Raw genomic sequence first — 20,112 nt, 5'->3', positions numbered from 1 at the left:
AACTTTGACTAGCCTATCGGTAGTCCCCGAGTAATCAAGTTTGACTAACTCTTCGGGAGCTCGTACTGTTCGGCAGGTAGTCAAGTTTGACGAGAAGGGGGAGGGTGCATTGTCCGACCGTGATCCGGCGATCATCGTCGAAGGCCTGCGCAAGAGGTACGGGGCCAATCAGGCGCTCGACGGCCTCGACCTCACCGTCGAGGCCGGGACGGTCCAGGGGGTCCTGGGTCCGAACGGCGCCGGCAAGACCACCGCCGTGCGCATCATGTCCACGCTGCTGCGCCCTGACGAGGGACGGGTGGAGGTGGCGGGAGCCGACGTACGGACCCGGGCCGGCGAGGTGCGCTCGCGGATCGGGATGCTCGGCCAGAACGCCGCGGTGGACGAGGAACTCGGCGGCCGGCAGAACCTGGAGATGTTCGGCCGGCTCCACCGCCTCGGCGCGCGCCGCGCGGGCACCCGGGCCGATGAGCTGCTCGCCCGGTTCGGGCTCGCGGACACCGGCGGCAAGGCCGTCAGACACTACAGCGGCGGCATGAGGCGCCGGCTCGACCTCGCGGCGTCACTGATCTCCCGGCCGCAGGTGCTCTTCCTGGACGAGCCCACGACCGGACTCGACCCCCGCGGCCGCACGGAGGTGTGGAACGCGGTCCGCTCGCTGGTGGACGGCGGTACGACCGTCCTGCTGACGACGCAGTATCTGGAGGAGGCCGACCAACTGGCCGACCGCATCGCGGTGATCGACCACGGCAGGGTCATCGCGCAGGGCACGGCGGAGGAGCTGAAGTCGATGACGGGCGGCGACCGGATCGACGTGGTGCTGCACGACGCGGCGCAACTGGGGCGCGCGTCGTCCCTCCTGCCCGGCGAGGCCGTGGTGGACGAGGACCGGCGGCTGGTCAGTACCTCGGTCACCGACCGGATGCGGGCCCTGACCGAGACGGTGCGGGCCCTGGAGGCCGCCGGCATCGAGGCGCAGGACATCGCGGTGCGCCGGCCGACGCTCGACGAAGTCTTCATCCACCTGACCAAGGAGGAGGCCGCATGAGTGCGACGCTCACCGTGGGAACGGCGCGCGGCAGCAGCGCTTCGAAGCTGCGCTGGGCGGCAGCCGACTCGTGGACGATGACCAGGCGGGAGCTGGCCCACTGGGCGCGCCGGCCCTGTCAGGTGGTGGTCGGGCTGGTCTTCCCGGTGATGATGCTGATGATGTTCGGCTACCTGATCGGGGGCGGACGGGGCGTCGACGGTGACTTCACCTCCTACCTGGTGCCCGGCATGCTCGCCATGACCATGGCCTTCGGCCTCGACGCGACGATGCTCTCCGTCACCCAGGACCTGGGCAAGGGGGTCATCGACCGGTTCCGGGCCATGCCGATGTACTCCGGCGCGGTCCTGGTCGGACGGAGCGTCGCCGACATGCTCCAGTCGGCGGTCGGCCTCAGCGTGATGATCGCGGTCGGATACGCGATCGGATGGCGCTGGCACCACGGATTCGCTCCGTTCCTGGCGGCGCTGGGACTGCTGTTGCTGCTCCGGTTCGCGATGCTCTGGATCGGCATCCACCTGGCGCTGGTCGCGGGCAGGCCGGAACTGGTGCAGGCCGTACAGATCCTGGTCTGGCCGGTCACCTTTCTGTCCAACGCCATCGCCGCACCCCAGTCGATGCCTGCCTGGCTGGGCGCGATCGTGGAATGGAACCCGCTGTCGGCGACGTGCACGGCCGTACGCGGCCTGTTCGGCAACCCCGGTGCCGGGGGCGGCTCCTGGGCCGCCACCCACGCGGAACTGCTCGCGGTCGCCTGGCCGGCGGCCCTGATCGCGGTGTTCTTCCCCCTGGCGGTCAAGCGCTTCCGGGACCTGAGCCGATGACCCGCCCTCCGAACCGCCCCGAAACGTCCATTGCCTCGCCCACGAACCGAAGGAGTACGGTGCCCAAGCCCGTGCCCACCCCCGTAACCGGCTCTGCTTCCGGTGACCTCGTACCCCCGCTTCCGCCACTCGCCGTCCAGGCCGAGCACCTGATCGAGCTCGGCGTACCCGAGCTCGCCGGGATCTCCGCCGCCGAGATCCGGGCCTTCGCCGCCGGCGGCGGCGAGGACGTGCTGCTCGCCGTCCACCCGGACCGGGCCCCCGCGTCCGCCCTCGCTCCGCTGCTCCGCCGCCAGGACAAGCCCGGCTTCGTCGTCACCGACATGCATGACGTCGACCAGTTCGCGCCCCAGGGGGTGGAGCTGCCCGACGCGCCCCTCTACCTCGTCGCCGCACCCGACCGGGGCGACCGCATGGCCAACTGGAGCCCGGAGGAGGCACTGCCCGCCCTGACCGGGGAGGGCCGCAGCCCGCTGCTGCTGACCGAGGGCATCCACTGGGTGCTCCAGCAGCCGCAGGCCCTGGAGCGCAACCGCTGCTTCATGACCATCGGATCCCGCCTGCGCAAGGCCAACGGCACTCTGGACGCCCGCACGCCGGCGGTCTGGATCAGCAACGGCACCGGGCGGGACGGCCGCGAGCGGCGCGGCGCCCCCAAGGTCGGCTGGTGCTGGTGGAACAACCGCCACACCTGGCTCGGCTTCGCCTCCACCACGGGCCGCCGGCCCTGACCGGGCACGTCCCCGCCCCCCGGTCCACGGAGGCAGCCCGCACCCGCGGACCGCACCGCAGACCCCGGCGTGCGCGCGCCGCGGCGGGCGGCTACGGCGGGTTCTCCCCGCGGCCCGGGGGCTCGGGCGCGGGGCGGTCTGCTTCGCGCCGGGCCGCCGGCCGGTCCTCGTACCGGTCCTCCTCCCGCTCCGCGAAGTGGTCCGCGGAGCGGTCCGCGTACCCGGCCGCATCCCGGTCCGCGCTCCCGTTCGCGCCCGGGGCAGGCCGGCCCGCCGCCCGGTCCTGACCGGTGTCGGCGGAGTCCGGTACCGCGCCCGGGTCTTCGCCCGCGCCGGCGCGGAGGTGGCCGACGACCCTGTTGGTGACGGCGACCAGCGGGACCGCCATGACCGCCCCGCCGATGCCGGCGGCCAGCCCGCCCGAGGCTACCGCCAGGACCACTGCCAGGCCGCCGTGACCGCGGTGACCGGTCCCCGGGACAGGCCCCAGCGCTGCGGGAGGGCGACCGTCGCCTGGAGCAGCGCGGTGACCAGCAGCGCCGCGACGAACGCCAGCGCGGCCAGCCGGACGGAGCCGATCACCCGCATCAGGATCCACAGGGCGGCGGCGATCACCACGAAGCGCCAGCCCACCTCGGCCGCGACCCGTATGCCCCAGGGCACTCCGTGATCAGGCGGGCCCCACCGGCCGGGCGTCTCCGCGGCCGCCCGCGCGGGACAGGACGTCCCAGGGCCCACGCGTGCCCTGGGTAATCGGCTGCGCCGGTCGGGCATCTGCCGCAAAACGGCCGGGCTGTGAGTGTCGCACCCCACGCGAATGTCACTCCATGAACAGAATCATCACCCCATGTAAGGGTGAGCCGGCACGGCCGCGCCCCCCACACCCGAGGTGACACATGCCACTGACCCGAACAAGAGGGCGCGGGCCGACGACCGCCCTGCCGATGAGACTGCTCGCCCTGCTGGCCGCCCTGACTGCCTGGGCGCTGCCCGCCGCGTCACTGGCCGCCGCCGAGGTGCCGCGCGTCGAGTCCTGGGGCGACAACTCCTTCGCGGAGCTCGGCGACGGCACCACCTTCGACCGGCACACGCCGGTCACCGTGGCCGGACTGACCGCCGCCAACACCACCAGCCTCGCCGCCGGGGGCGGTCACGGCCTGGCCGTGCTGTCCAACGGCACGGTAAAGGCCTGGGGTGCCAACGACTTCGGGCAGCTCGGCGACGGCACCGCCACCGCGGACATCACCCCCGACCACCTCACCCCCGGCACCGTACGGGAGCTGAGCGGCGTCACCGCGGTCGCCGCCGGTTGCTCGTTCAGCCTCGCCCTGCTGTCCAACGGCACGGTCAGGGCCTGGGGGAACAACTTCTCCGGGCAGCTGGGCAACGGCAGCACCGGCGCCCCCAGCAACACCCCCGTCACGGTCGTCAACCCCGGCAGCCCCGGCACTCCCCTCACCGGCGTGATCGCGATCGCCGCCGGCTGCGACCACAGCCTCGCGCTGCTGTCCAACGGCACGGTCAAGGCCTGGGGCGACAACAGCGCCGGCCAACTCGGGAACGGCACCACCGGCGGCACCAGCAGCACCCCCGTCACGGTCATCAGCCCCGGCAACCCCAACACCCCCCTCACCGGCGTCCGGGACATCGACGGCGGGCTGACCCACAGCGTCGCCCTGCTGTCCAACGGCACGGTCAGGGCCTGGGGCGACAACAGCGCGGGCCAGCTCGGGAACGGCAGCACCGGCGGCACCAGCGCCACCCCCGTCACCGTCGTCAACCTCACCGGCGTCCGGGACATCGACGCCGGGTACGACCACAACATCGCCCTGGTCAGCACCCTGCTGTCCACCGGCACCGTCAGGGCCTGGGGCGACAACAGCGTCGGCCAGCTCGGGAACGGCAGCATCGGCGGCACCAGCGCCACCCCCGTCACCGTCGTCAACCTCACCGGCGTCCGGGACATCTCCGCCGGCGGGAACCACAACCTGGCGACCCTGTCCAGCGGCACTCTCAGAGCCTGGGGCGGCAACAGCTCCGGGCAACTGGGCAACGGCAGCACCACCAACAGCGGCACCCCCCTCACCGTCCGTACCGGGATCGCCGCCATCACCCTCATCGCCGCGGGCGGTGAGTTCAGCCTGGCCGCCTGAAGCCCCGCCGCATCCCGGCCGGGAGGCCCCGGCCGGGCCGGGGCCGCCTACCGCACGGCGGGTCGTGCGGTAGGCGGGGGCGGGGGTGCCGGGTACGCGCGGTAACCGGGGCGGCCCGGCAGGTCGGGCAGGGGACGGGGGCGCCAGTCACGGGCCCACCGGGGCGGTGGGGAGTCGCCCCACCCGCCGCCGCGAGGCGGTCCCGGGGATTCCGGGCCGCCCTCAGGAAACACCCGACGGTGAACAGCGCGCCGAGGGCCACCCAGAGGTTGGGCATGGCCTGGGGCCCGTAGAACAGGGTGATCCACAGCCCCGCGAACAGGCCGCCCGCCAAGGCGAGCACGCGCGTGGGGAGCAGCCCCCGCCACACCCACAGGGAGAGCAGCAGCCCCGCCGCTGCCAGCACGGCCAGGTAGACCCGTAGCGCCGGTACGGAGGAGGTGAGCGCGGTGACCGGGGCGACCAGGTAGGTGATGCCGCGGGCGCGCGGGGCGCTGAAGAACGCGGCCGGGGCCTCAGGAGTCACCTGGCTGACGTACACCGTCTCGTCCACCCCAGCCCGGTACCCGGTACGACGAGGAGGAGCTGGACGACGCCGTACGCGGCGGCGACCGACCCCAGCCGGACCAGGTCCCCCCGGCGGCCGCGGGCCGTGACGGAGCCGGCCCGGGCGGTCGGGGGATCCGGCACCGTGCTGACCTTCTGCGGCGTCACCCTCGTACCTCCGACGTGAAGGGGGCGGGTGCACCACCCTGCCCGGCACCGGCCGCCGGCGCATTCCGGGTACGGCGGTGAGGAGCCGCCCTACGGCGCCGGCGCCGGGCGTGCGAGCGGGAGGGGGCCGGATGCGCCGACACGCCCGCCGTCCGTTTTCCGGGAGGGTGGTGTGCTGCGGCCCGGCAGGGGCAGGGGCGCCTGGAGGGAAGGCATTACGAGTCTTCTCCGCCCGCCCGCCCGAACGGGGCGGGCGGGCGTCCGCCCACACGAGGAACGAGGATCGGTCATGTCGCAGGTCAAGGAATCCATCGAGGTCAACGTCCCGATCACCACCGCCTACAACCAGTGGACGCAGTTCGAGTCGTTCCCCGAGTTCATGGACGGGGTCGAGCACATCGAGCAGCGCACCGACACGCTCACCCACTGGGTGACGAAGGTCGGCGGCGTGCAGCGTGAGTTCGACGCGGAGATCACCGAGCAGGTCCCCGACAGCAAGGTCGCCTGGGTCACCGTGGGAGGCGAGACGGAGCAGTCGGGTCTGGTCACCTTCCGCCCGATCGACCCGGCCCATACCGAGGTCACCCTGATGATGGACTTCGACCCCGAGGGGATGGCCGAGAACATCGGCGACAAGCTCGGCTTCGTCGACCGTCAGGTCAAGGGTGACCTCAAGCGGTTCAAGCACTTCATCGAGGACCGCGGCCGCGAAACCGGTGCCTGGCGCGGCAACGTCTGACCGCAGCGCCCCCGACGCCCCCGCGCCAGGTCCCAAGTCCGTTGACACGGGCGGGGTTTGAGCACCCGGATCGGGGACATGCGGGCCAGTGGCGACGGCACGTCTCACCGGACCGGCGGGAACCCCCGCGGCCGGTGACCGCAAGCGGCACCCCTCTCCCCGGTGCCGCTTGCGGGCCGTCGGCACGGCACCGCTCCGTCGTCCGGCCGCAGGCACGGCCCGGGCCGCGTCCACGCCCCCGTAGGCCCGCCCCGGCCGGCCCCCGGTGCCCGCTGAACGCACAGCGGCCCCCGTCCCGAGCAGCGCCCCCCGAGGCCGAGCACCTGGTTCCCCGTCAGGCGGACGCGGTCACCGTCCGGCGGACGTAGCCGCCGCCCGCGGCCGTCGCCTAGCCTGCCCCCATGCGTACATAGGGGGGACGACAGCAGCAGGCCGGCCGCCGCCAGGTCCTGAAGCTGGCGGCCGGTGTGGCGGGCGGGCCCGCCCTCACCACCTCCGCGTGCGACGTCCTGGGCGGTGCGCCCGGGACCGCCGCACCGCCGGTCCGCGAGCCGCTGTGGACCCTGCCCCTGCTGGACCGGGACGGCAGCGGCCAGGGCCTCGACCACGCCGGGGTGGTGCACCAGGACGGAGTGGCCTACGTCAGGTCGAAGATGGACGGGCTGTACGCGGTCGACGCGGCCACCGGCCGCCGGCGCTGGCGCGCACCGCTGGCCGGAGCCCTCCCCGGCGCACCGGCCGTGACGCCGGGTGCGGTGTTCGTGGCCACGGACGGCGGCGCCGTGCACGCGCTGCGCACCGCGGACGGTGAGCCGATGTGGCGCCAGACTCCCGGAAGCCGCCTGCGGAAGCCCACCGCGGGGGCAGTGCGGACCAGTGGCTCCACCGCCCTGGTCAGCTTCTGGCCGTACACCCACGACGAGGACCCCGACCCGCCGCCCCCTGCCCTGTACGCGCTCGACACGGGCAACGGCGACCTGCTGTGGCACATCGAAGCCTCGCTCCTGGAGGTGCGCGACGGCCTCGCGTACGCCAACCCGCCGGACGGGAGCCTGACCGCGCTCGACCCGCGCACCGGCGCCTTCGCTGGTCGGCGGCACCGCGGGCGCCGGGCGGCCGGTGCACCCCGGACGCCTCCGCCGCCGGACTGCTCTTCGGGCGCAACGGCAACGTCGGCATCGGCTCGGAGCTGGTGGCGTACGACCCGCGCACCGGCGCCGTCCGCTGGACCGCACCGGCGGCCCACGCCTCGGTGCCCGTGGCGCACGGCGACGCCGTCCACATCAGCGCGCCCGGCCGCCGCAGGGGCGACGCACAGCGGCTGCAGGCCTTCGACGCCACGTCGGGCCGGCTCCGCTGGACCGCGCCCGCCTTCTCGACCACCCTCAACGAAAGCGCCGCCCTCGCCGCCGACCAGGACTGCGCGTACCTGTGCTGGAGCGAGGACGGCGGCTTCGACGACGACCGCACGACACTGCGCTCCTACGACGCGCGCACCGGCCGCGAACGCTGGCGGAGCGAGCGCCGGGACGCCTCCTACGGGGCGGGCGTGGCTCCGGGGAACCTGCTGTTCGTGTGCTACCTGCGGGACTGGTACTGCCATGACGCCCGCACCGGCAAGGCTCTCTGGCGGCTGAGTGCGGGAAAGAGCACCTCTGGGCCCCCGCCCCTCGCCGCCGACGGGCTGCTGTACTTCGCGAACGACGAGGGCGTCCACGCGCTCCGCCCCTGACACCCCGCCCGCCGGCCGACGCGCCACGACGCTGAGCCCGCTCGGCGCCCGCACCCGGGCGGCGGCGCGTCCCTCAGGTGTAGAAACCGTCCTCGTGGGCCCGTTGGGCCAGTTCGATCTTCGTGTGGGCCGGGCGGCCCTCCTGACGGTACTTCTCCTTGACCTGGTCCAGGTAGTACTTCGCGGTGTTGACGCTGATCCCCGCGCGCCGGGCGGTCGCCTTCAGGGTCAGCCCGGACGCGTAGTCGCGCAGGACCTGCCGCTCGCGCGGAGCCAGGCGCGGCCGCGCCGGACCGGTGTCTTTGAACCAGGCGAAGGCGAGTTCAGGGGAGTGCACCGTGCCGCCCGCGGCCACGGTCTCGACGGCCTCGACCAGGGTGTCCAGCGCGTGGTCCTTGGTCAGGTAGCCGTCGGCTCCGGCCGCCACGGCCGCCACGACCCTGGCACGGTCCGCCACCGTGCTGATCACCAGGACCCTGCTTCCCGCCTCGCGCACCCGCCGCACGTTCGCCTCGGGAACCGACCCGTCGCGCAGCACCAGGTCCAGCAGCACCACCTCGGCAGCCGCCGCGGGACCGGCCAGCAGTTCCTCCACCGTGGCGGCGGTCCCCAGGAGCCGCAGCTTCCGCTGCCCGGACAGCCAGGAGCACAACCCGTCGAGCAGCATGCGGTCGTCGTCCACCACGGCCACGTCGATCACGCGGGCCACCGCAGTTCCACGACGGTCCCCTCACCGGGGAGGCTGTCGACCGAGGCCGCACCCCCGACGGAAGCCATCCTCCCGTACACCGAACGCCGCAGGCCGGTACCGGCACCGCGGCGGGCGGCGTCAAAGGCGTCGAACCCGGCACCGCGGTCGGCCACGGTCACCACCACACCCCCCTCGCTCCCCACCACGGTGCAGTAGGCCGAGGAGGTCCCGGCATGCCTGCGTACGTTGTTCAACGCCTCCCGTACGGCGGCGGCGAGCGCCCCGGCGACGTGCGCGGGCACCTCCGGCACCGCGTGGTACTGGGCGCCGACCACCAGCCCCAGCCCTTCCGCCGAGCGCACCACCTCCTCCAAGGAGGCGCCGACCCCCACCACCCCCTCGGGCGGGGGACCGGAGCGGCGGTGCGGGCCCTCCTCGAACTGGACCAGCCGCCGCAGGTAGGCCGCTTCGCGCGCGCACCGGTCCCGGACGGCCGGCGCGTTGGCGTCCACCCGGCCGGCGGCGATCGTGGACAGCGTGGCGAGCACCGTGTCGTGCAGCGCCGCGTGGTGGGCCGCCCGCTCGGCCTGGCGCGCCCGGGCCACCTCGGCCACGACGGCCCGTTCCTGCGCGGTGTCCAGCAGCGTCCCCTGCCGACGCAGGTACCACCAGCAGGCTCCGGCCAGCACCACGCACTCGAGGAGCGCGGCGACGTGCCGCAGGAGATCCTCCGAGCCGGTGCCCGGCACCGCCCCGTACAGGGCCAGCGACGTGGACAGCAGGAGCGCGACCGCCCCGGCGAGGCCGCGCCAGTCGAGCACGACGACGACGGCCGTGGCCGCCGACAGAGCCTGCACCATCAGCCAGCCGTGGGGCGTCACCGCCGGACCCGCCCCCAGGACGGCGAGGGCGGCCCACGGCAGCGCACAGCCCGTCACCAGCACGTCGGCCCACACCCACGCGGGGCGCAGCCGGCCCCGTACGAGGGCCGGTCCGTACACGGCCGCGCTGACGGCACAGACGACGGCGAAGACGCCCACCGCCCCCACGTCGACCCCGCCCCCGCCCACCACACTGGCCGCGAAGATCAGGTGCGCCACCCGAAAGAGCCCGACCACCGTGACGGCCACGGCGCGCGCACGTCCAAGCCCCACTCCCCACCCCCCGCGCAGATGATCCCCCGCCGCGCCACCCCCCTGAACTGGCGGGTGCCGCGCGTTCAGTGGATCTCGATACGTTTCCCGGCGTCAAGACGGTCCCCGGACAGGAGACCGCCACTGCCGCCAGGAGGAGTTCCGTTGAACCGATCGTCCCTGTCAGGCCGGCTGCGCCCGGCCGCCGTGGCCTTAGCCGCCGCGACCTGCCTCATCGCGGGTGCCACCGGCGCCCAGGCGACCGCCGCTTCCGTCGGCCCCGTGCAACTGCGCTACACCGGCATCGGAGGCGGGCCGCTGAACATCGCCCAGCGCGCCGCGCTGGAAGCGGCCCTCGCGCAGGCCGCCGCCACGGGCTTCAGCAGCAACCAGTGCCGGATCACCAACGGCACGGACTTCCAGCAGGTGGGCGGGTACTGGACCTCGACCCGCGAGATCACCTGCGTGGGCGAGCCGGTTGTCAGCGCCGCCCAGCTCTCCCTGGACCGGTACTTGAAGCCCGGCAAGGACCACCTCAGCAGCGTCTGGCACGTCCCCGACGGCTACAACCGCGAGGGCTCCCTGGGCCGTCTGCTCACGAGTGCCGCCCCGGGCACCAACCCCGTCTACCTGTGCGTGGTGCGCGGAGACAACTTCCTCTCCCGCGACGTCAACTGCGAGGGACAGCAGTACGTGACGCGCCTCGGCTGGATCCACGACGGCCCGCCCGCCGGGGTGGCGGGGGCCCCGGTGTACCGCTGCCTGGTCAACCAGTCGCGGGAACTGTTCGAGTCCAACGACCCGAACTGCGAGGGCCAGATCGTCGGCGGCCCGCTGGGCTACACCGTCACCGGCTGAGCCCGCGGACCGACGACCGACGACCGAAGACCGACGACCAACAGGGGGACCGGATCTCATGGCACTACGGAAGGGCATGCGCGCGGCGGTCACGGCGGCCGTGGCCGCCGCACTGACGGCGCTGGCGTCGGGGGCCGAGGCGGCCGCCGTCGAGTGGCGGCCGCGGCCGGGCATGGTGTACCTGTCCGACATGCCGAAGGACGGCACGACCTGGTACGGCGCGCCGGCCGTGCGGGGCTGGAACAACTTCACCACCTGCTTCGGCTTCTGGCCGGACGACCAGGCGCCCGAGGTGAACGTGTGGAGCCGCGAGGTCGCCACGTCCGAGACGGCCGCGGGCAGGCAGAACACCGTGGTCTTCGAGACGGAAGCCGAGGCCGCCGCCTTCGCGGTCCGCGCCCGGCAGGCCTACGCGGACTGCCCGCGGCTCTACGAAGGGCCCAACACCGTGGTGACCGGATACGACTACGGGGCGGTGGACGTGGAGGAGGGCGTCACCGTCCAGGGCATGCGCCTCACCTACACCTTCGACACCAGCCTCTACCACAACCACCTGTTCGGCGTGGGCCGTGACGGTGACACCGTCACCCTCATCGAGTGGGAGAGCAACTGGAGCGCCCCGCCGGTGGACTACTTCAAGAACACCACGATGCGCAACGTCGTCAACCGCCTCTACTGACGGTCCGCCCACCGGGCCCGCCGGGCGGACTCCGCTCCCGCGTGGGGCCCGGGCTCAGGCCCGGCCGCTCCTCCTGGCCCGCACGTCGGCCACGGCGTACGGCAATCCGGGCAGCAGCAGGACCGGCGCCGCCCACAGGGGCAGCTCGAACAGCACCCCGTCACCGGCGAGCCGGTCCGTGAGGAGCGCCGCGGGCAGGGCGGCGGCGCAGGCGACCGCCCAGCTCCGGCCTATGCCGAGGTTGCCGCGCCGCAGCTCCCAGACGACGGTGACCGTGCCGAGTACCGCCCAGAACGCGAGGTATCCGGGGGTCACGTCGAGGCTGGTGGTCCACCGGGGCACGTACGAGAGGAGCAGGACGCAGCCGATCACGAAGCACCCCAGGGACGCGGTGCGCAGCACCCGGCGCGGGAGCGGGGCGCGTGCGCGCGCCCAAGCGGCGGCGAAGGCACGGACGTCGTCGCCGACGACGTCCCGTGGTGTGCGGCCGGCTGCCTCGGCGTCCTCCAGGTGCGCGGAGAGCTCGTCGAGCATCTCCCTCACCGAGGCGTCGTCGATGCCCCGGTACTCCCAGTTGCTGCGGCAGGCGGCGAGGATCTGCGTGTTCGTCATGGAGTGGTTCCCCCCGTGGGTTCCGTGGTGGTCAGGACGCGGCCCACCTGCCCGGCGAAGGCGAGCCAGTCGGCGCGGCCGCCGCTCAGCTCGGCGTGCCCCGCCTCCGTCAGGCGGTAGTACTTGCGCGGGGCACCGCCGCTCGGGGACGGAGCACGGTACGAGGAGACGAGCCCGGCCCGCTCCATCCGCGCGAGCAGTGGGTAGATGCTGCCGTCACTGACCAGCTCCAGCCCGCCGGCGGCGAGCGCCTCGGCGAACTCGAAGCCGTACCGGGGCCGTTCGGCGATCAGCGAGAGCAGGCACAGGTCGAGCACGCCGCGCAGGAGCTGACTGCGCCGCTGGTCACCGGCCGCGGACAGGTCCTTTGTCATGCGGCACAAGATAGTCAGTGATTACCTTGCACCGCAAGGGACTGGTCCCGTCAAGACCCGGCCGGGGCCCGGCCGCCGGCGCTCACCGACCGGTTCGGGCCGTGGAACACGGCCGGTGCCACGTCAGAAGTGGCAGACGCCGAGGTCCCGGACCGTGGCGGCCAGGGCGCGGATGAGGTCGTTCTCGGATTCGGTCCGCCAGACCAGGGCGAAGGTCAGGTTCCCGATCTCGGGGATGGGCAGCCACCGTATGTGGGACATGCCCCAGTACTTGGTCACATGGCTGGGGAAGGTGTGGATGATCTCGCCCATACCGATCAGGCTGACCAGCTCGTCGGAGTTGTCCGCCAGCTTGAGGCGCTCGATCGGCTTGCCCCGTGGAGTGTAGAAGGGCAGGTAACTGTCCTCCCAGTAGTCCGGTACGTCGAGGGAGGTGGCGTGCGGGTACTCGGCGAGCAGCTCCAGCGGCACGGACTCCCGCCGGGTGAACGGATGGTCGGCGCGCACGCCGAGGACGCGGGAGTCGGTGCAGAAGGCCGGGCCGACGGTGAGGTCCGGCTCCTCGACCGGCAGCCAGGTGACCAGTACGTCGGTGCTGCCGGAGCGGAGCCGGCCGAACACGTCGTTGAAGGTCTCCAGGCGGATCTGGAGTTCGCACTGCGGGTGGCGCGCGCGGAACGCCTTCCAGTACGCGTGCAGCTCGGGCATGTTGAAGGGCATCATGCTGACGCGCAGCTGTGCGGTGATGCCGCGGGCCGCCAGCCGGGCCCGCTCCAGGGATTCGTGCAGGCCCGCGTAGACCGGTTGCAGGTCGTCGCGGAACTGCCGGCCGATCTCGGTCAGGCGTACGGTGCGGCTCGTGCGGGTGAAGAGCTCGGCGCCGATGCGCCGCTCCTGCTTCTTGATGACCTGGCTGACGCGGGCCTGGGAGACGTGCAGCCGCTGTGCGGTCCGGCCGAAGTGCAGCTCCTCGGCCAGCACCAGGAAGATCTCGATGTCCCGCAGCTCCATCGGCTCCCCAGCCCCCTCAGTCGATAACCCAGCGGATACCGAACCGCGCGGAAGTTTACATTGATCACGATCATGCCCGGTGAGAGGGGGTGCGGCATGCGCCGTGACCGGGGCGGCGCCGGCGGCGAAGGGCGTCATCGAGTGGGGTTACCCGGACGAGGAACGCTGAACGAACGACCTGCGCGGGGTGGGCGCAGTCAAACACGACGCTCGGTTACGCGATCCCCACCTTCTCCAATTCGGCCAATCTGGCGAGGATGCGCGGGGAGAGCTCCGCAGCCTTCAGCCGGAACCGGCTCCAGCGATCCTCGGAGTCCAGCTTCATCGACGCCGAGAACCGGAAGCGCCCCTTGCTGTTGGGCTCGGTCACCATCTCGGCGAACGTGCCGCTCGGGACCAGCCAGGCCATCATGATCACCCCCAGCTCGACATCCACGGCGACGAACAGCATGTCCAGGTCGGTCCGCGGCTGGAACGTCTGCGACCGCACGAAGGCCGTCAGCCGGCTCTGCCGAACCTGCGTTGCCGTGGACATCCGCGCCTTCACCTGCACCGCCAGAGTCGCGGAGCTCCCGCGCCGGTGGAAGACGAGGTCGACCCCCTCGTCGTCCACGAGCGACGTGGAGACGTTCAACTCACCGCCCGTGGCGAGGATGCACGAGGCCGCGACCAAGTACTCCGCGGCCTTCCCCATCCGTCCGGCGGCCTGGCTCTTGTCCAGGTAGTCCTCGTCATCACTCATGGCGGGAACCTACCGAGCGCCTCCGGTGGTGACCATCCCTCCGGACGGGATCAGCGGACGACGGACCACCCCGAACCACCCGCAGGCGTGGGGGTCGGAGACGTGTGACATCGGCCTGACTCCGGTGGTCGACCCGGCCGTCGCGAGTAGTGTGGCGGAAGCTCCTGTTCGCTCCAGGTTCGTCCGACGGAGAGGAAGAGACATGCGCAAGGCCCTGATGGTGATGGTTGCGGCCGCGATGACGGCCATCGGTTTCGCCGCGCCGGCGCAAGCCACCGTGAACGACGTGGACATGCCCTTCGGCATGGCCTACGGCAACAGCACCACTTCCGGAACGATCCACTTCACCGACGGATACACCGCCACCGTCGCCGGCGCCGTCCACGCGGCGAGCGGCTACCGCCGGGTCTGCGCCTACGGGGCGAACGGCGACGCGCGCTCGGGTCTCATCTGCAGCCCGTTCGCGCAGGCCGGCGGGCCGGACCAACTCCTCGGCGGATCGCTGCGGATACCGGTCCCGGGTGGCGTCCAGCGGGTCTACATCACGATGTACGACGGGAACAACGTCCGTCTGGCCGAGGAGTTCTGCACCCGCAACGGCTGTACGCGGGTCCTCTGAGCCGACTGAAGGGGTGCGGGGTCAGTCGGCCGGGCGGCCGAGCAGGACGCCGCGTCGGGCGTAGTAGCGGCGCATCACCGGCCAGGGGACGTCGACGAACTCCTGCGAAGTGCCGTGCCAGCCCGACGGATTGTGGATCGTGACCGCGTTCCGGGCCGCACCCACGGCCAGCACCAGGTGTCCGCCGCGGTGGGGCGGCTCGGTGTCCCCGCTGCGGACGCCCGGGTGGACGGACAGCATGACGAGGCGGTCGGCGTGCAGCTGGTACGCGACCTCGTGCAGCGGGAGGCAGGGGCGGGATTCGGCGTAGAGACCGAAGCGGTCCCGGGTGTGGCGGGCGAAGGGCTCGTAGATCAGCCCGTGCAGGCCGCCCTCCTTCGGTACGTACGCGCCCGCTTCGAGGTACTCCTTGCCGAGGGTGACGCTCGGAGGCGCGTCGAGGCCCCAGTGGGCCAGCGCCATCCGCAGGCAGGCCATGCCGCACACCCGCCAGGACCAGAAGGCGTACTCCTCGGGGGAGTCGGCGCCGGAGGCCCGCCAGCGGGGGTCGTCGGCGGCCTCCAGGCGGCCCGTGACGATTTCCGATACCAGCTCGGGAGACTCCCACTGCGCGAAGTACGGCACCTCGTGGCGGACGGGCCGGCACGAGGAGAGGGGCGGAACGGGCCGCGGCGGGGCGGGGTGGGACTGCTCGGGGATCACCGGGCGGTCACGCCTGGTTCTTGGCGTCGATCTCGGCGATCAGCCCCTCGACGAGGCCCTTGATCTCGTCCCGGATGGGGCGGACGGACTCGACGCCCTGGCCGGCCGGGTCATCGAGCTGCCAGTCGAGGTACGTCTTGCCGGGGAAGTACGGGCAGGCGTCTCCGCAGCCCATCGTGATGATGTAGTCGGACGCCTGTGCGGCTTCGGGGGTGAGCACCTTCGGCTTCTGGCCGGAGATGTCGATGCCCAGCTCGGCCATGGCGGCCACCGCGGAGGGGTTGACCTGGTCGCCGGGGACCGAGCCGGCGGAGCGGACCTCGACGCGGTCTCCCGCGAGGTGGCGGAGGAACCCGGCCGCCATCTGGGAGCGGCCCGCGTTGTGGATGCAGACGAAGAGGACGGACGCGGCCGGGGATACCTCCCGGCCGCCGGGCTGGGGGAGAGCGGAGGACATCTGTTCTTCCTAGTGCTCGGGGCTCCACCGGGGTGAGCCAATGAGGCCAGCATGGACTGGTGTCAGGCGTCGCTGATGTGACAGTATCAGTACATGATGACGTCAGCCGACACTGAACTGATTCGGGTGCTGGCCGACCCGCTCAGGCTCCGGATCGTGACCCTGCTCGCGCGCGAGACCCTCTGCACCACGCACCTCGTGGAGGAGACGGGCGCCAAGCAGACCAACCTCTCCAACCACCTGAAGGTGCTGCGCGAGGCCGGGGTCGTGGAGACGGAGCCCTGCGGCCGGTACATCTACTACCGGCTGCGCCCGGAAGTCATCGAAGCCCTCGCCGGTCAGTTCGCCGACCTCGCCCGGACCGCGCGTGCCACCGCCGAAGCGAACCTCAAGCGGTCCTGTCCGTAGCCCGCTGTCCGCCTCACCTGCCCGAGGAGAACCCGCCTTGACCGCCACCGAGCGCGTCGCCGCCGCCCCCGCAGCGGAGTCCGTCATAGCCGCCGACGTGCCCCGGCCCGCACCCGGCGCGACCCCGCCCCGCACTCCACTGATCGCCCGCGCCGCCGCCGAGCTGGTGGGCACCGCCGCGCTGGTGGCGGTCGTCGTCGGCTCCGGCATCCAGGCCACCGAGCTCACCGACGACGTGGCGCTCCAGCTCCTGGCCAACTCCACCGCCACGGTCTTCGGCCTCGGCGTCCTGATCGCCCTCCTCGGCCCGGTCTCCGGCGCCCACTTCAACCCGGCCGTGACGCTGGCCGAGTGGTGGACCGCCCGCCGCGGCGGCGCCGGGGTCACCGCACGCGAGCTGGCCGTGTACGTGCCTTCGCAGATCGTCGGTGCGATCGCGGGCGCCGTCCTGGCGGACGCGATGTTCGGCGAGCCGCTGGTGAAGTGGTCCACCCACGACCGCTCCGCCGGCAACCTCCTCCTCGGTGAAGTCGTCGCCACCGCTGGACTCATCCTGCTGATCTTCGGCCTGGCCCGCACCGACCGCCTGCGCTTCGCCCCCGTCGCCGTCGCCTCGTACATCGGCGCCGCGTACTGGTTCACCTCCTCCACCTCCTTCGCCAACCCGGCGGTGACCGTCGGCCGCGCCTTCACGGACACCTTCGCCGGTATCGCCCCCGCCTCCGTGGCCGGCTTCATCGGCATGCAGCTGATCGGTGCGGTGGTGGGCCTGGCCCTGGTCGCGGTCGTCTTCATGCGCGGCAGGACGGACACCGGGGCGCCCGCGGCATGAGCATGTGCACGGAGGCGGTGGTGATCGGCGGCGGCCAAGCGGTCGAGTAGGACAGCCCTGCCGCGTTCGCCGGACAGCGCGTGATCGTCGTGGGCGGCGGCAACTCCGGCGCCCAGATCGCCGCGGACCTGGCCGGGCGCACGGACCTGACGCGGGTCACCCGGCGCCCGCCCCGCCCGCGGCGCGGCCCGGGAGGTCGCCGACCTGCTCGGCTGACGATCGGTGGGGCCGCGGCGGCGGTCGATGCGGGTTGCAGGCGGTCAGCCATCGAAGCTCCGCCAAGGGATGTCGAGCCGCGCGAGCGGGTTGAGCGCGCTCCGGTGAGCAGCACCAACGCGGACCTCGACCGTGTCCTCGTCCCAACCGGGCGCAACGGTGGCGACAAGCCCGGAACCAACCAGGAGGTCCGTCGGCGCTACCGGTGCCAGGAACGGCTGCAGGGGAACGCGCTGCAGACAGCTCTCAAGCCGCGGCAGGAATCGCCTCGGGAGGTCGAAGGAATAGGCCTCGTAAGGTGCGGTGACCGCCGCCTCCTTCAAGGCGAACTGCAGGAGGAATCCACTCAGCGGTTCTCGTTCCGCCGCGGAACGGCGGTCCTCGAAGCGGGCGTCCTCAAGCCTTACGGAGGGATCGACATCGGTCTCACCCGCTGACCGGGGTATCGACCAGGTCCAGCCTCCCTGGCACTCGACACCGAAGACGAGGAGTGCCGCACCCTCCTCCGCACGCAACTCGGGCATCGGCACGATCCGGTTGTGGCCGCCCATCATGGCCGGCCTCCGCGCGGCCAGCCGATAGAAGTCGGCCAGTGCCCCGGGGATGAAGTCCGGCACGTCGACGTCCGGGGCCTGTGTGCTGCTCTCCGGGTACCAGCCGGCGACGAAGCCTTCCAGGGCCCTGCCGGGGTTCGCTCCTACGTCGCTGAGCCAGCCCAGGTCCGGAAGAGGCGGCAGCGTGACCGGAGGCCGCACCAGGTCGAGGACCTCGCGTTTCAACGGAGGGCTGATGCCGAGATCGCAGCGGCTGAGCACGTCCTCGCCGGCTTCGCACATGGACACCTGCACCTCGCCGAGGTGCAGGCAGACGTCATCGAGCCGTACGAAGAGGTGGAAGGGCGCCTCCTCCGGGTCCCCTGCTGTGGTGAAGGGCATGGGCTCCATGAGCCTCGACGTGACCGGAGCGGGAGCGGGTCCGATCAGGCGGAACTCTTCGGCATTCCACACCCCGCTGACCGCGGGATCGTCGCCGGCCTCGGCAACGATGACCGTTGATGTGGCACCGAGGGCGACGGTCGCGCCGGACACGGGGAAAACGTCCGCGTCGGGACCGGCCAGGGCCATGGCCTCGGCCTCATCGACGCGGTCCAAGGGGGTCAGCTGCACCCGGCAAGGATATGGAGGACCGGCCCCCCGATCTCAAGGCGGGGGCAGCGGTGGACCGGCGGCTCGTGCGGGGAGGGCCGACCGCCGGGCTTGCTGATCGCCGCCCCCACGTGAGCGGCCCATAATTTTGATGGATGTCTATGTTGACGCCTGTCGAAGCAGGTGGGATGCTGATGCCAGACATCGACAAGCGTCGAACCAAAGGGGAATCCCGTGAACGCCAGTGCCACCGCCAACGACCACCTGCCCGTCGTGGTCATCGGAGCAGGCCCGGCCGGCCTGGCCGCCGCCGCGCACCTCGTCGAGCGCGGCATCACGCCCCTGGTCCTGGAAGCCGGACCGGCCGCCGGCAGCGCGGTGCGCGAGTGGGGCCACGTGCGGTTGTTCTCCACCTGGTCGGAGGTCGTCGATCCAGCCGCCGAGAAGCTCCTGGCTCCCACCGGCTGGACCGCCCCCGACGGTGCGACCTACCCCTCCGGTGCGGACTGGGCCGAGAAGTACCTCCAGCCGCTCGCCGATGTCCTCGGCGACCGGGTCCGCTACGGCGCCGCGGTGACCGGCGTCTCCCGGCTCGGCCGCGACCGGATCGTCGACGCCGACCGCGAGGCGCAGCCCTTCACCGTCAGCATCCTGACCGCCGGCGGCGCCGAGGAACGGATCACCGCCCGCGCCGTCATCGACGCGTCCGGCACCTGGTCCACGCCCAGCCCCATCGGCGGCGACGGCCTCCCCGCCCTCGGCGAGCACGCCGCCTCGGACCGGATCTCGTACCGGATCCCCGACCTCAAGGACCCGGCCGTCCGCGCCCGCTACGCCGGCAAGCGCACCGCCGTCATCGGCTCCGGCGCCTCGGCCTTCACCGCCCTCGCGTACCTGGCCGACCTCGCCAAGGAGGAGTCCGCCACCCGCGCGGTGTGGGTCCTTCGCCGGGGCATCAGCGGTTCCACCTTCGGCGGCGGCACCGCCGACCAGCTCCCCGCCCGTGGCGCCCTCGGCCTCGCCGCCAAGGCCGCCGTCGACGACGGGTACGCCGACGCGGTCACCGGCTTCCGCACCTCCGCCGTCCGGCGCGACGGCGACCGGCTGGTCCTCGTATCGGAAGACGGCCGGCATCTCGATCCCGTGGACGAGGTCATCGTCCTCACCGGCCTGCGCCCCGACCTCTCCTTCCTGAACGAACTGCGGCTCGGACTCGACGAGCGCCTCCAGGCGCCGCTGGAGCTCGCGCCGCTGATCGACCCGAACCAGCACTCGTGCGGCACCGTCTACCCCCACGGAGTCAACGAGCTCTCCCACCCGGAGAAGGACGTCTACCTGGTCGGCATGAAGTCCTACGGCCGTGCGCCGACCTTCCTCGCCATGACCGGATACGAGCAGGTCCGCTCCATCGCCGCCGCCCTCGCGGGCGACCAGGAAGCCGCCGGACGCGTCGAGCTGACCCTCCCCGAGACCGGCGTCTGCGGCGGCGCCGGTCTCTTCGACGAGCCCCAGGCCGCCGAAGAGACCGGCGGCGGCTGCTGCGCGGCCCCCACCACGCTCACCGTCGGCGTCGGCGCACCGGCTCAATCCGGCGGCTGCTGACCCGCTCCGGGCGGGGAGCGGCTCGCCTGTGGCGGCTGGCCGCGCGCCACCGAGCGGCCACAAGCCGTGGATCACTCGGGAGTCGGCGCC

General features: G+C 72.6%; 23 protein-coding genes and 3 pseudogenes. 14 read left to right on the top strand and 12 right to left on the bottom strand.

Annotation, left to right across the window (positions count from 1 at the left end; all coding sequences use genetic code 11):
- Positions 1-109 precede the first annotated feature (109 nt).
- The 3 genes from ACZ4WZ_RS00410 to ACZ4WZ_RS00400 all read left to right on the top strand — a co-directional run bounded on the left by ACZ4WZ_RS00410 (position 110) and on the right by ACZ4WZ_RS00400 (position 2,603).
- The gene (locus ACZ4WZ_RS00410; RefSeq protein ID WP_467883674.1) at positions 110-1,048 is read left to right on the top strand and encodes an ATP-binding cassette domain-containing protein; all 939 of its coding nucleotides are present in this window, start codon (positions 110-112) and stop codon (positions 1,046-1,048) included.
- A complete protein-coding gene (locus tag ACZ4WZ_RS00405; RefSeq protein ID WP_467883672.1) occupies positions 1,045-1,872 on the top strand; it encodes an ABC transporter permease in 828 nt (275 codons plus the stop codon). Before ACZ4WZ_RS00410 ends, ACZ4WZ_RS00405 begins: the two co-directional genes overlap by 4 nt.
- Positions 1,873-1,943: 71 nt before the next feature.
- Positions 1,944-2,603: a DUF5701 family protein gene (locus tag ACZ4WZ_RS00400; RefSeq protein WP_467883670.1), complete on the top strand. Its 660-nt coding sequence runs from the start codon at positions 1,944-1,946 to the stop codon at positions 2,601-2,603.
- Positions 2,604-2,694: 91 nt separating this feature from the next.
- Here ACZ4WZ_RS00400 and ACZ4WZ_RS00395 read toward each other — a convergent pair whose 3' ends face one another.
- Positions 2,695-3,045 (bottom strand): hypothetical protein, encoded by a 351-nt coding sequence (locus ACZ4WZ_RS00395; RefSeq protein WP_467883668.1) that lies wholly within the window; start codon positions 3,043-3,045, stop codon positions 2,695-2,697.
- Positions 3,030-3,266 (bottom strand): hypothetical protein, encoded by a 237-nt coding sequence (locus ACZ4WZ_RS00390; protein ID WP_467883666.1) that lies wholly within the window; start codon positions 3,264-3,266, stop codon positions 3,030-3,032. Before ACZ4WZ_RS00390 ends, ACZ4WZ_RS00395 begins: the two co-directional genes overlap by 16 nt.
- 281 nt (positions 3,267-3,547) lie before the next feature.
- Between ACZ4WZ_RS00390 and ACZ4WZ_RS00385 the strand changes: the two genes are divergently transcribed.
- Positions 3,548-4,756, top strand: coding sequence for an RCC1 domain-containing protein (locus ACZ4WZ_RS00385; RefSeq protein WP_467883664.1), 1,209 nt, complete (start codon positions 3,548-3,550; stop codon positions 4,754-4,756).
- A 181-nt stretch (positions 4,757-4,937) separates the two neighbouring features.
- Here ACZ4WZ_RS00385 and ACZ4WZ_RS00380 read toward each other — a convergent pair.
- Positions 4,938-5,386: pseudogene (locus tag ACZ4WZ_RS00380) on the bottom strand (hypothetical protein); the annotation flags it as partial.
- Between the two features lie 373 nt (positions 5,387-5,759).
- Between ACZ4WZ_RS00380 and ACZ4WZ_RS00375 the strand changes: the two are divergent.
- The 3 genes and pseudogenes from ACZ4WZ_RS00375 (at position 5,760) to ACZ4WZ_RS00365 (ending at position 7,941) form a co-directional block, all read left to right on the top strand.
- Positions 5,760-6,209, top strand: a complete 450-nt coding sequence (locus ACZ4WZ_RS00375; protein WP_467883662.1) for an SRPBCC family protein — start codon at positions 5,760-5,762, stop codon at positions 6,207-6,209.
- Between the two features lie 467 nt (positions 6,210-6,676).
- A pseudogene (locus ACZ4WZ_RS00370) lies at positions 6,677-7,192 on the top strand (outer membrane protein assembly factor BamB family protein); the annotation flags it as partial.
- Positions 7,192-7,941, top strand: coding sequence for an outer membrane protein assembly factor BamB family protein (locus ACZ4WZ_RS00365; protein WP_467883660.1), 750 nt, complete (start codon positions 7,192-7,194; stop codon positions 7,939-7,941). The pseudogene ACZ4WZ_RS00370 and the gene ACZ4WZ_RS00365, both read left to right, overlap by 1 nt.
- A 73-nt stretch (positions 7,942-8,014) precedes the next feature.
- On the opposite strand, the gene ACZ4WZ_RS00360 is transcribed toward ACZ4WZ_RS00365, so the two are convergent.
- The gene (locus tag ACZ4WZ_RS00360) at positions 8,015-8,650 is read right to left on the bottom strand and encodes a response regulator (RefSeq protein ID WP_467883658.1); all 636 of its coding nucleotides are present in this window, start codon (positions 8,648-8,650) and stop codon (positions 8,015-8,017) included.
- Entirely contained in the window at positions 8,638-9,732 is a 1,095-nt protein-coding gene (locus ACZ4WZ_RS00355; protein ID WP_467883656.1) for an ATP-binding protein, read from the bottom strand. Before ACZ4WZ_RS00355 ends, ACZ4WZ_RS00360 begins: the two co-directional genes overlap by 13 nt.
- A 198-nt stretch (positions 9,733-9,930) precedes the next feature.
- Between ACZ4WZ_RS00355 and ACZ4WZ_RS00350 the strand changes: the two genes are divergently transcribed.
- Together ACZ4WZ_RS00350 and ACZ4WZ_RS00345 are read left to right on the top strand one after the other, a co-directional pair.
- Entirely contained in the window at positions 9,931-10,623 is a 693-nt protein-coding gene (locus tag ACZ4WZ_RS00350) for a hypothetical protein (RefSeq protein ID WP_467883654.1), read from the top strand.
- 58 nt (positions 10,624-10,681) lie between these two features.
- Complete coding sequence (locus tag ACZ4WZ_RS00345; protein WP_467883652.1) at positions 10,682-11,302, top strand: hypothetical protein; 621 nt, start codon at positions 10,682-10,684, stop codon at positions 11,300-11,302.
- Between the two features lie 54 nt (positions 11,303-11,356).
- Here ACZ4WZ_RS00345 and ACZ4WZ_RS00340 read toward each other — a convergent pair whose 3' ends face one another.
- From ACZ4WZ_RS00340 to ACZ4WZ_RS00325, 4 genes are all read right to left on the bottom strand, one after another.
- Positions 11,357-11,914: a hypothetical protein gene (locus ACZ4WZ_RS00340; protein ID WP_467883650.1), complete on the bottom strand. Its 558-nt coding sequence runs from the start codon at positions 11,912-11,914 to the stop codon at positions 11,357-11,359.
- A complete protein-coding gene (locus ACZ4WZ_RS00335) occupies positions 11,911-12,288 on the bottom strand; it encodes a PadR family transcriptional regulator (RefSeq protein ID WP_467883648.1) in 378 nt (125 codons plus the stop codon). The genes ACZ4WZ_RS00340 and ACZ4WZ_RS00335 overlap by 4 nt, the downstream gene beginning before the upstream one ends.
- A 123-nt stretch (positions 12,289-12,411) precedes the next feature.
- Complete coding sequence (locus ACZ4WZ_RS00330) at positions 12,412-13,299, bottom strand: LysR family transcriptional regulator (RefSeq protein WP_467883646.1); 888 nt, start codon at positions 13,297-13,299, stop codon at positions 12,412-12,414.
- Between the two features lie 214 nt (positions 13,300-13,513).
- A complete protein-coding gene (locus ACZ4WZ_RS00325; protein ID WP_467883644.1) occupies positions 13,514-14,041 on the bottom strand; it encodes a hypothetical protein in 528 nt (175 codons plus the stop codon).
- Between the two features lie 202 nt (positions 14,042-14,243).
- On the opposite strand from ACZ4WZ_RS00325, the gene ACZ4WZ_RS00320 reads away from it, so the two are divergent.
- The gene (locus tag ACZ4WZ_RS00320) at positions 14,244-14,660 is read left to right on the top strand and encodes a hypothetical protein (protein WP_467883642.1); all 417 of its coding nucleotides are present in this window, start codon (positions 14,244-14,246) and stop codon (positions 14,658-14,660) included.
- A 21-nt stretch (positions 14,661-14,681) separates the two neighbouring features.
- Here ACZ4WZ_RS00320 and ACZ4WZ_RS00315 read toward each other — a convergent pair whose 3' ends face one another.
- Complete coding sequence (locus ACZ4WZ_RS00315) at positions 14,682-15,362, bottom strand: C39 family peptidase (RefSeq protein ID WP_467883640.1); 681 nt, start codon at positions 15,360-15,362, stop codon at positions 14,682-14,684.
- Positions 15,363-15,369: 7 nt separating this feature from the next.
- Positions 15,370-15,819, bottom strand: a complete 450-nt coding sequence (locus ACZ4WZ_RS00310; RefSeq protein WP_467883638.1) for an arsenate reductase ArsC — start codon at positions 15,817-15,819, stop codon at positions 15,370-15,372.
- 93 nt (positions 15,820-15,912) lie between these two features.
- Here ACZ4WZ_RS00310 and ACZ4WZ_RS00305 point away from each other — a divergent pair, with 93 nt between their 5' ends.
- The 3 genes and pseudogenes from ACZ4WZ_RS00305 to ACZ4WZ_RS00295 all read left to right on the top strand — a co-directional run.
- Positions 15,913-16,227 carry an ArsR/SmtB family transcription factor gene (locus ACZ4WZ_RS00305; RefSeq protein WP_467883636.1) on the top strand — a complete coding sequence of 105 codons (315 nt, stop codon included), beginning with the start codon at positions 15,913-15,915 and terminating at the stop codon, positions 16,225-16,227.
- Positions 16,228-16,264: 37 nt separating this feature from the next.
- Entirely contained in the window at positions 16,265-17,059 is a 795-nt protein-coding gene (locus ACZ4WZ_RS00300) for an aquaporin (RefSeq protein WP_467883634.1), read from the top strand.
- Between the two features lie 56 nt (positions 17,060-17,115).
- Positions 17,116-17,235: pseudogene (locus ACZ4WZ_RS00295) on the top strand (pyridine nucleotide-disulfide oxidoreductase); the annotation flags it as partial.
- An 84-nt stretch (positions 17,236-17,319) separates the two neighbouring features.
- Here ACZ4WZ_RS00295 and ACZ4WZ_RS00290 read toward each other — a convergent pair.
- Positions 17,320-18,441 (bottom strand): hypothetical protein, encoded by a 1,122-nt coding sequence (locus tag ACZ4WZ_RS00290; protein WP_467883632.1) that lies wholly within the window; start codon positions 18,439-18,441, stop codon positions 17,320-17,322.
- A gap of 213 nt (positions 18,442-18,654) precedes the next feature.
- Between ACZ4WZ_RS00290 and ACZ4WZ_RS00285 the strand changes: the two genes are divergently transcribed.
- Positions 18,655-20,022 (top strand): FAD-dependent oxidoreductase, encoded by a 1,368-nt coding sequence (locus ACZ4WZ_RS00285; RefSeq protein ID WP_467883630.1) that lies wholly within the window; start codon positions 18,655-18,657, stop codon positions 20,020-20,022.
- Positions 20,023-20,112 lie beyond the last annotated feature (90 nt).

Source organism: Streptomyces sp. NPDC029122 (genome assembly GCF_055569445.1).
This window is presented reverse-complemented; position numbering and strand designations above follow the sequence as displayed.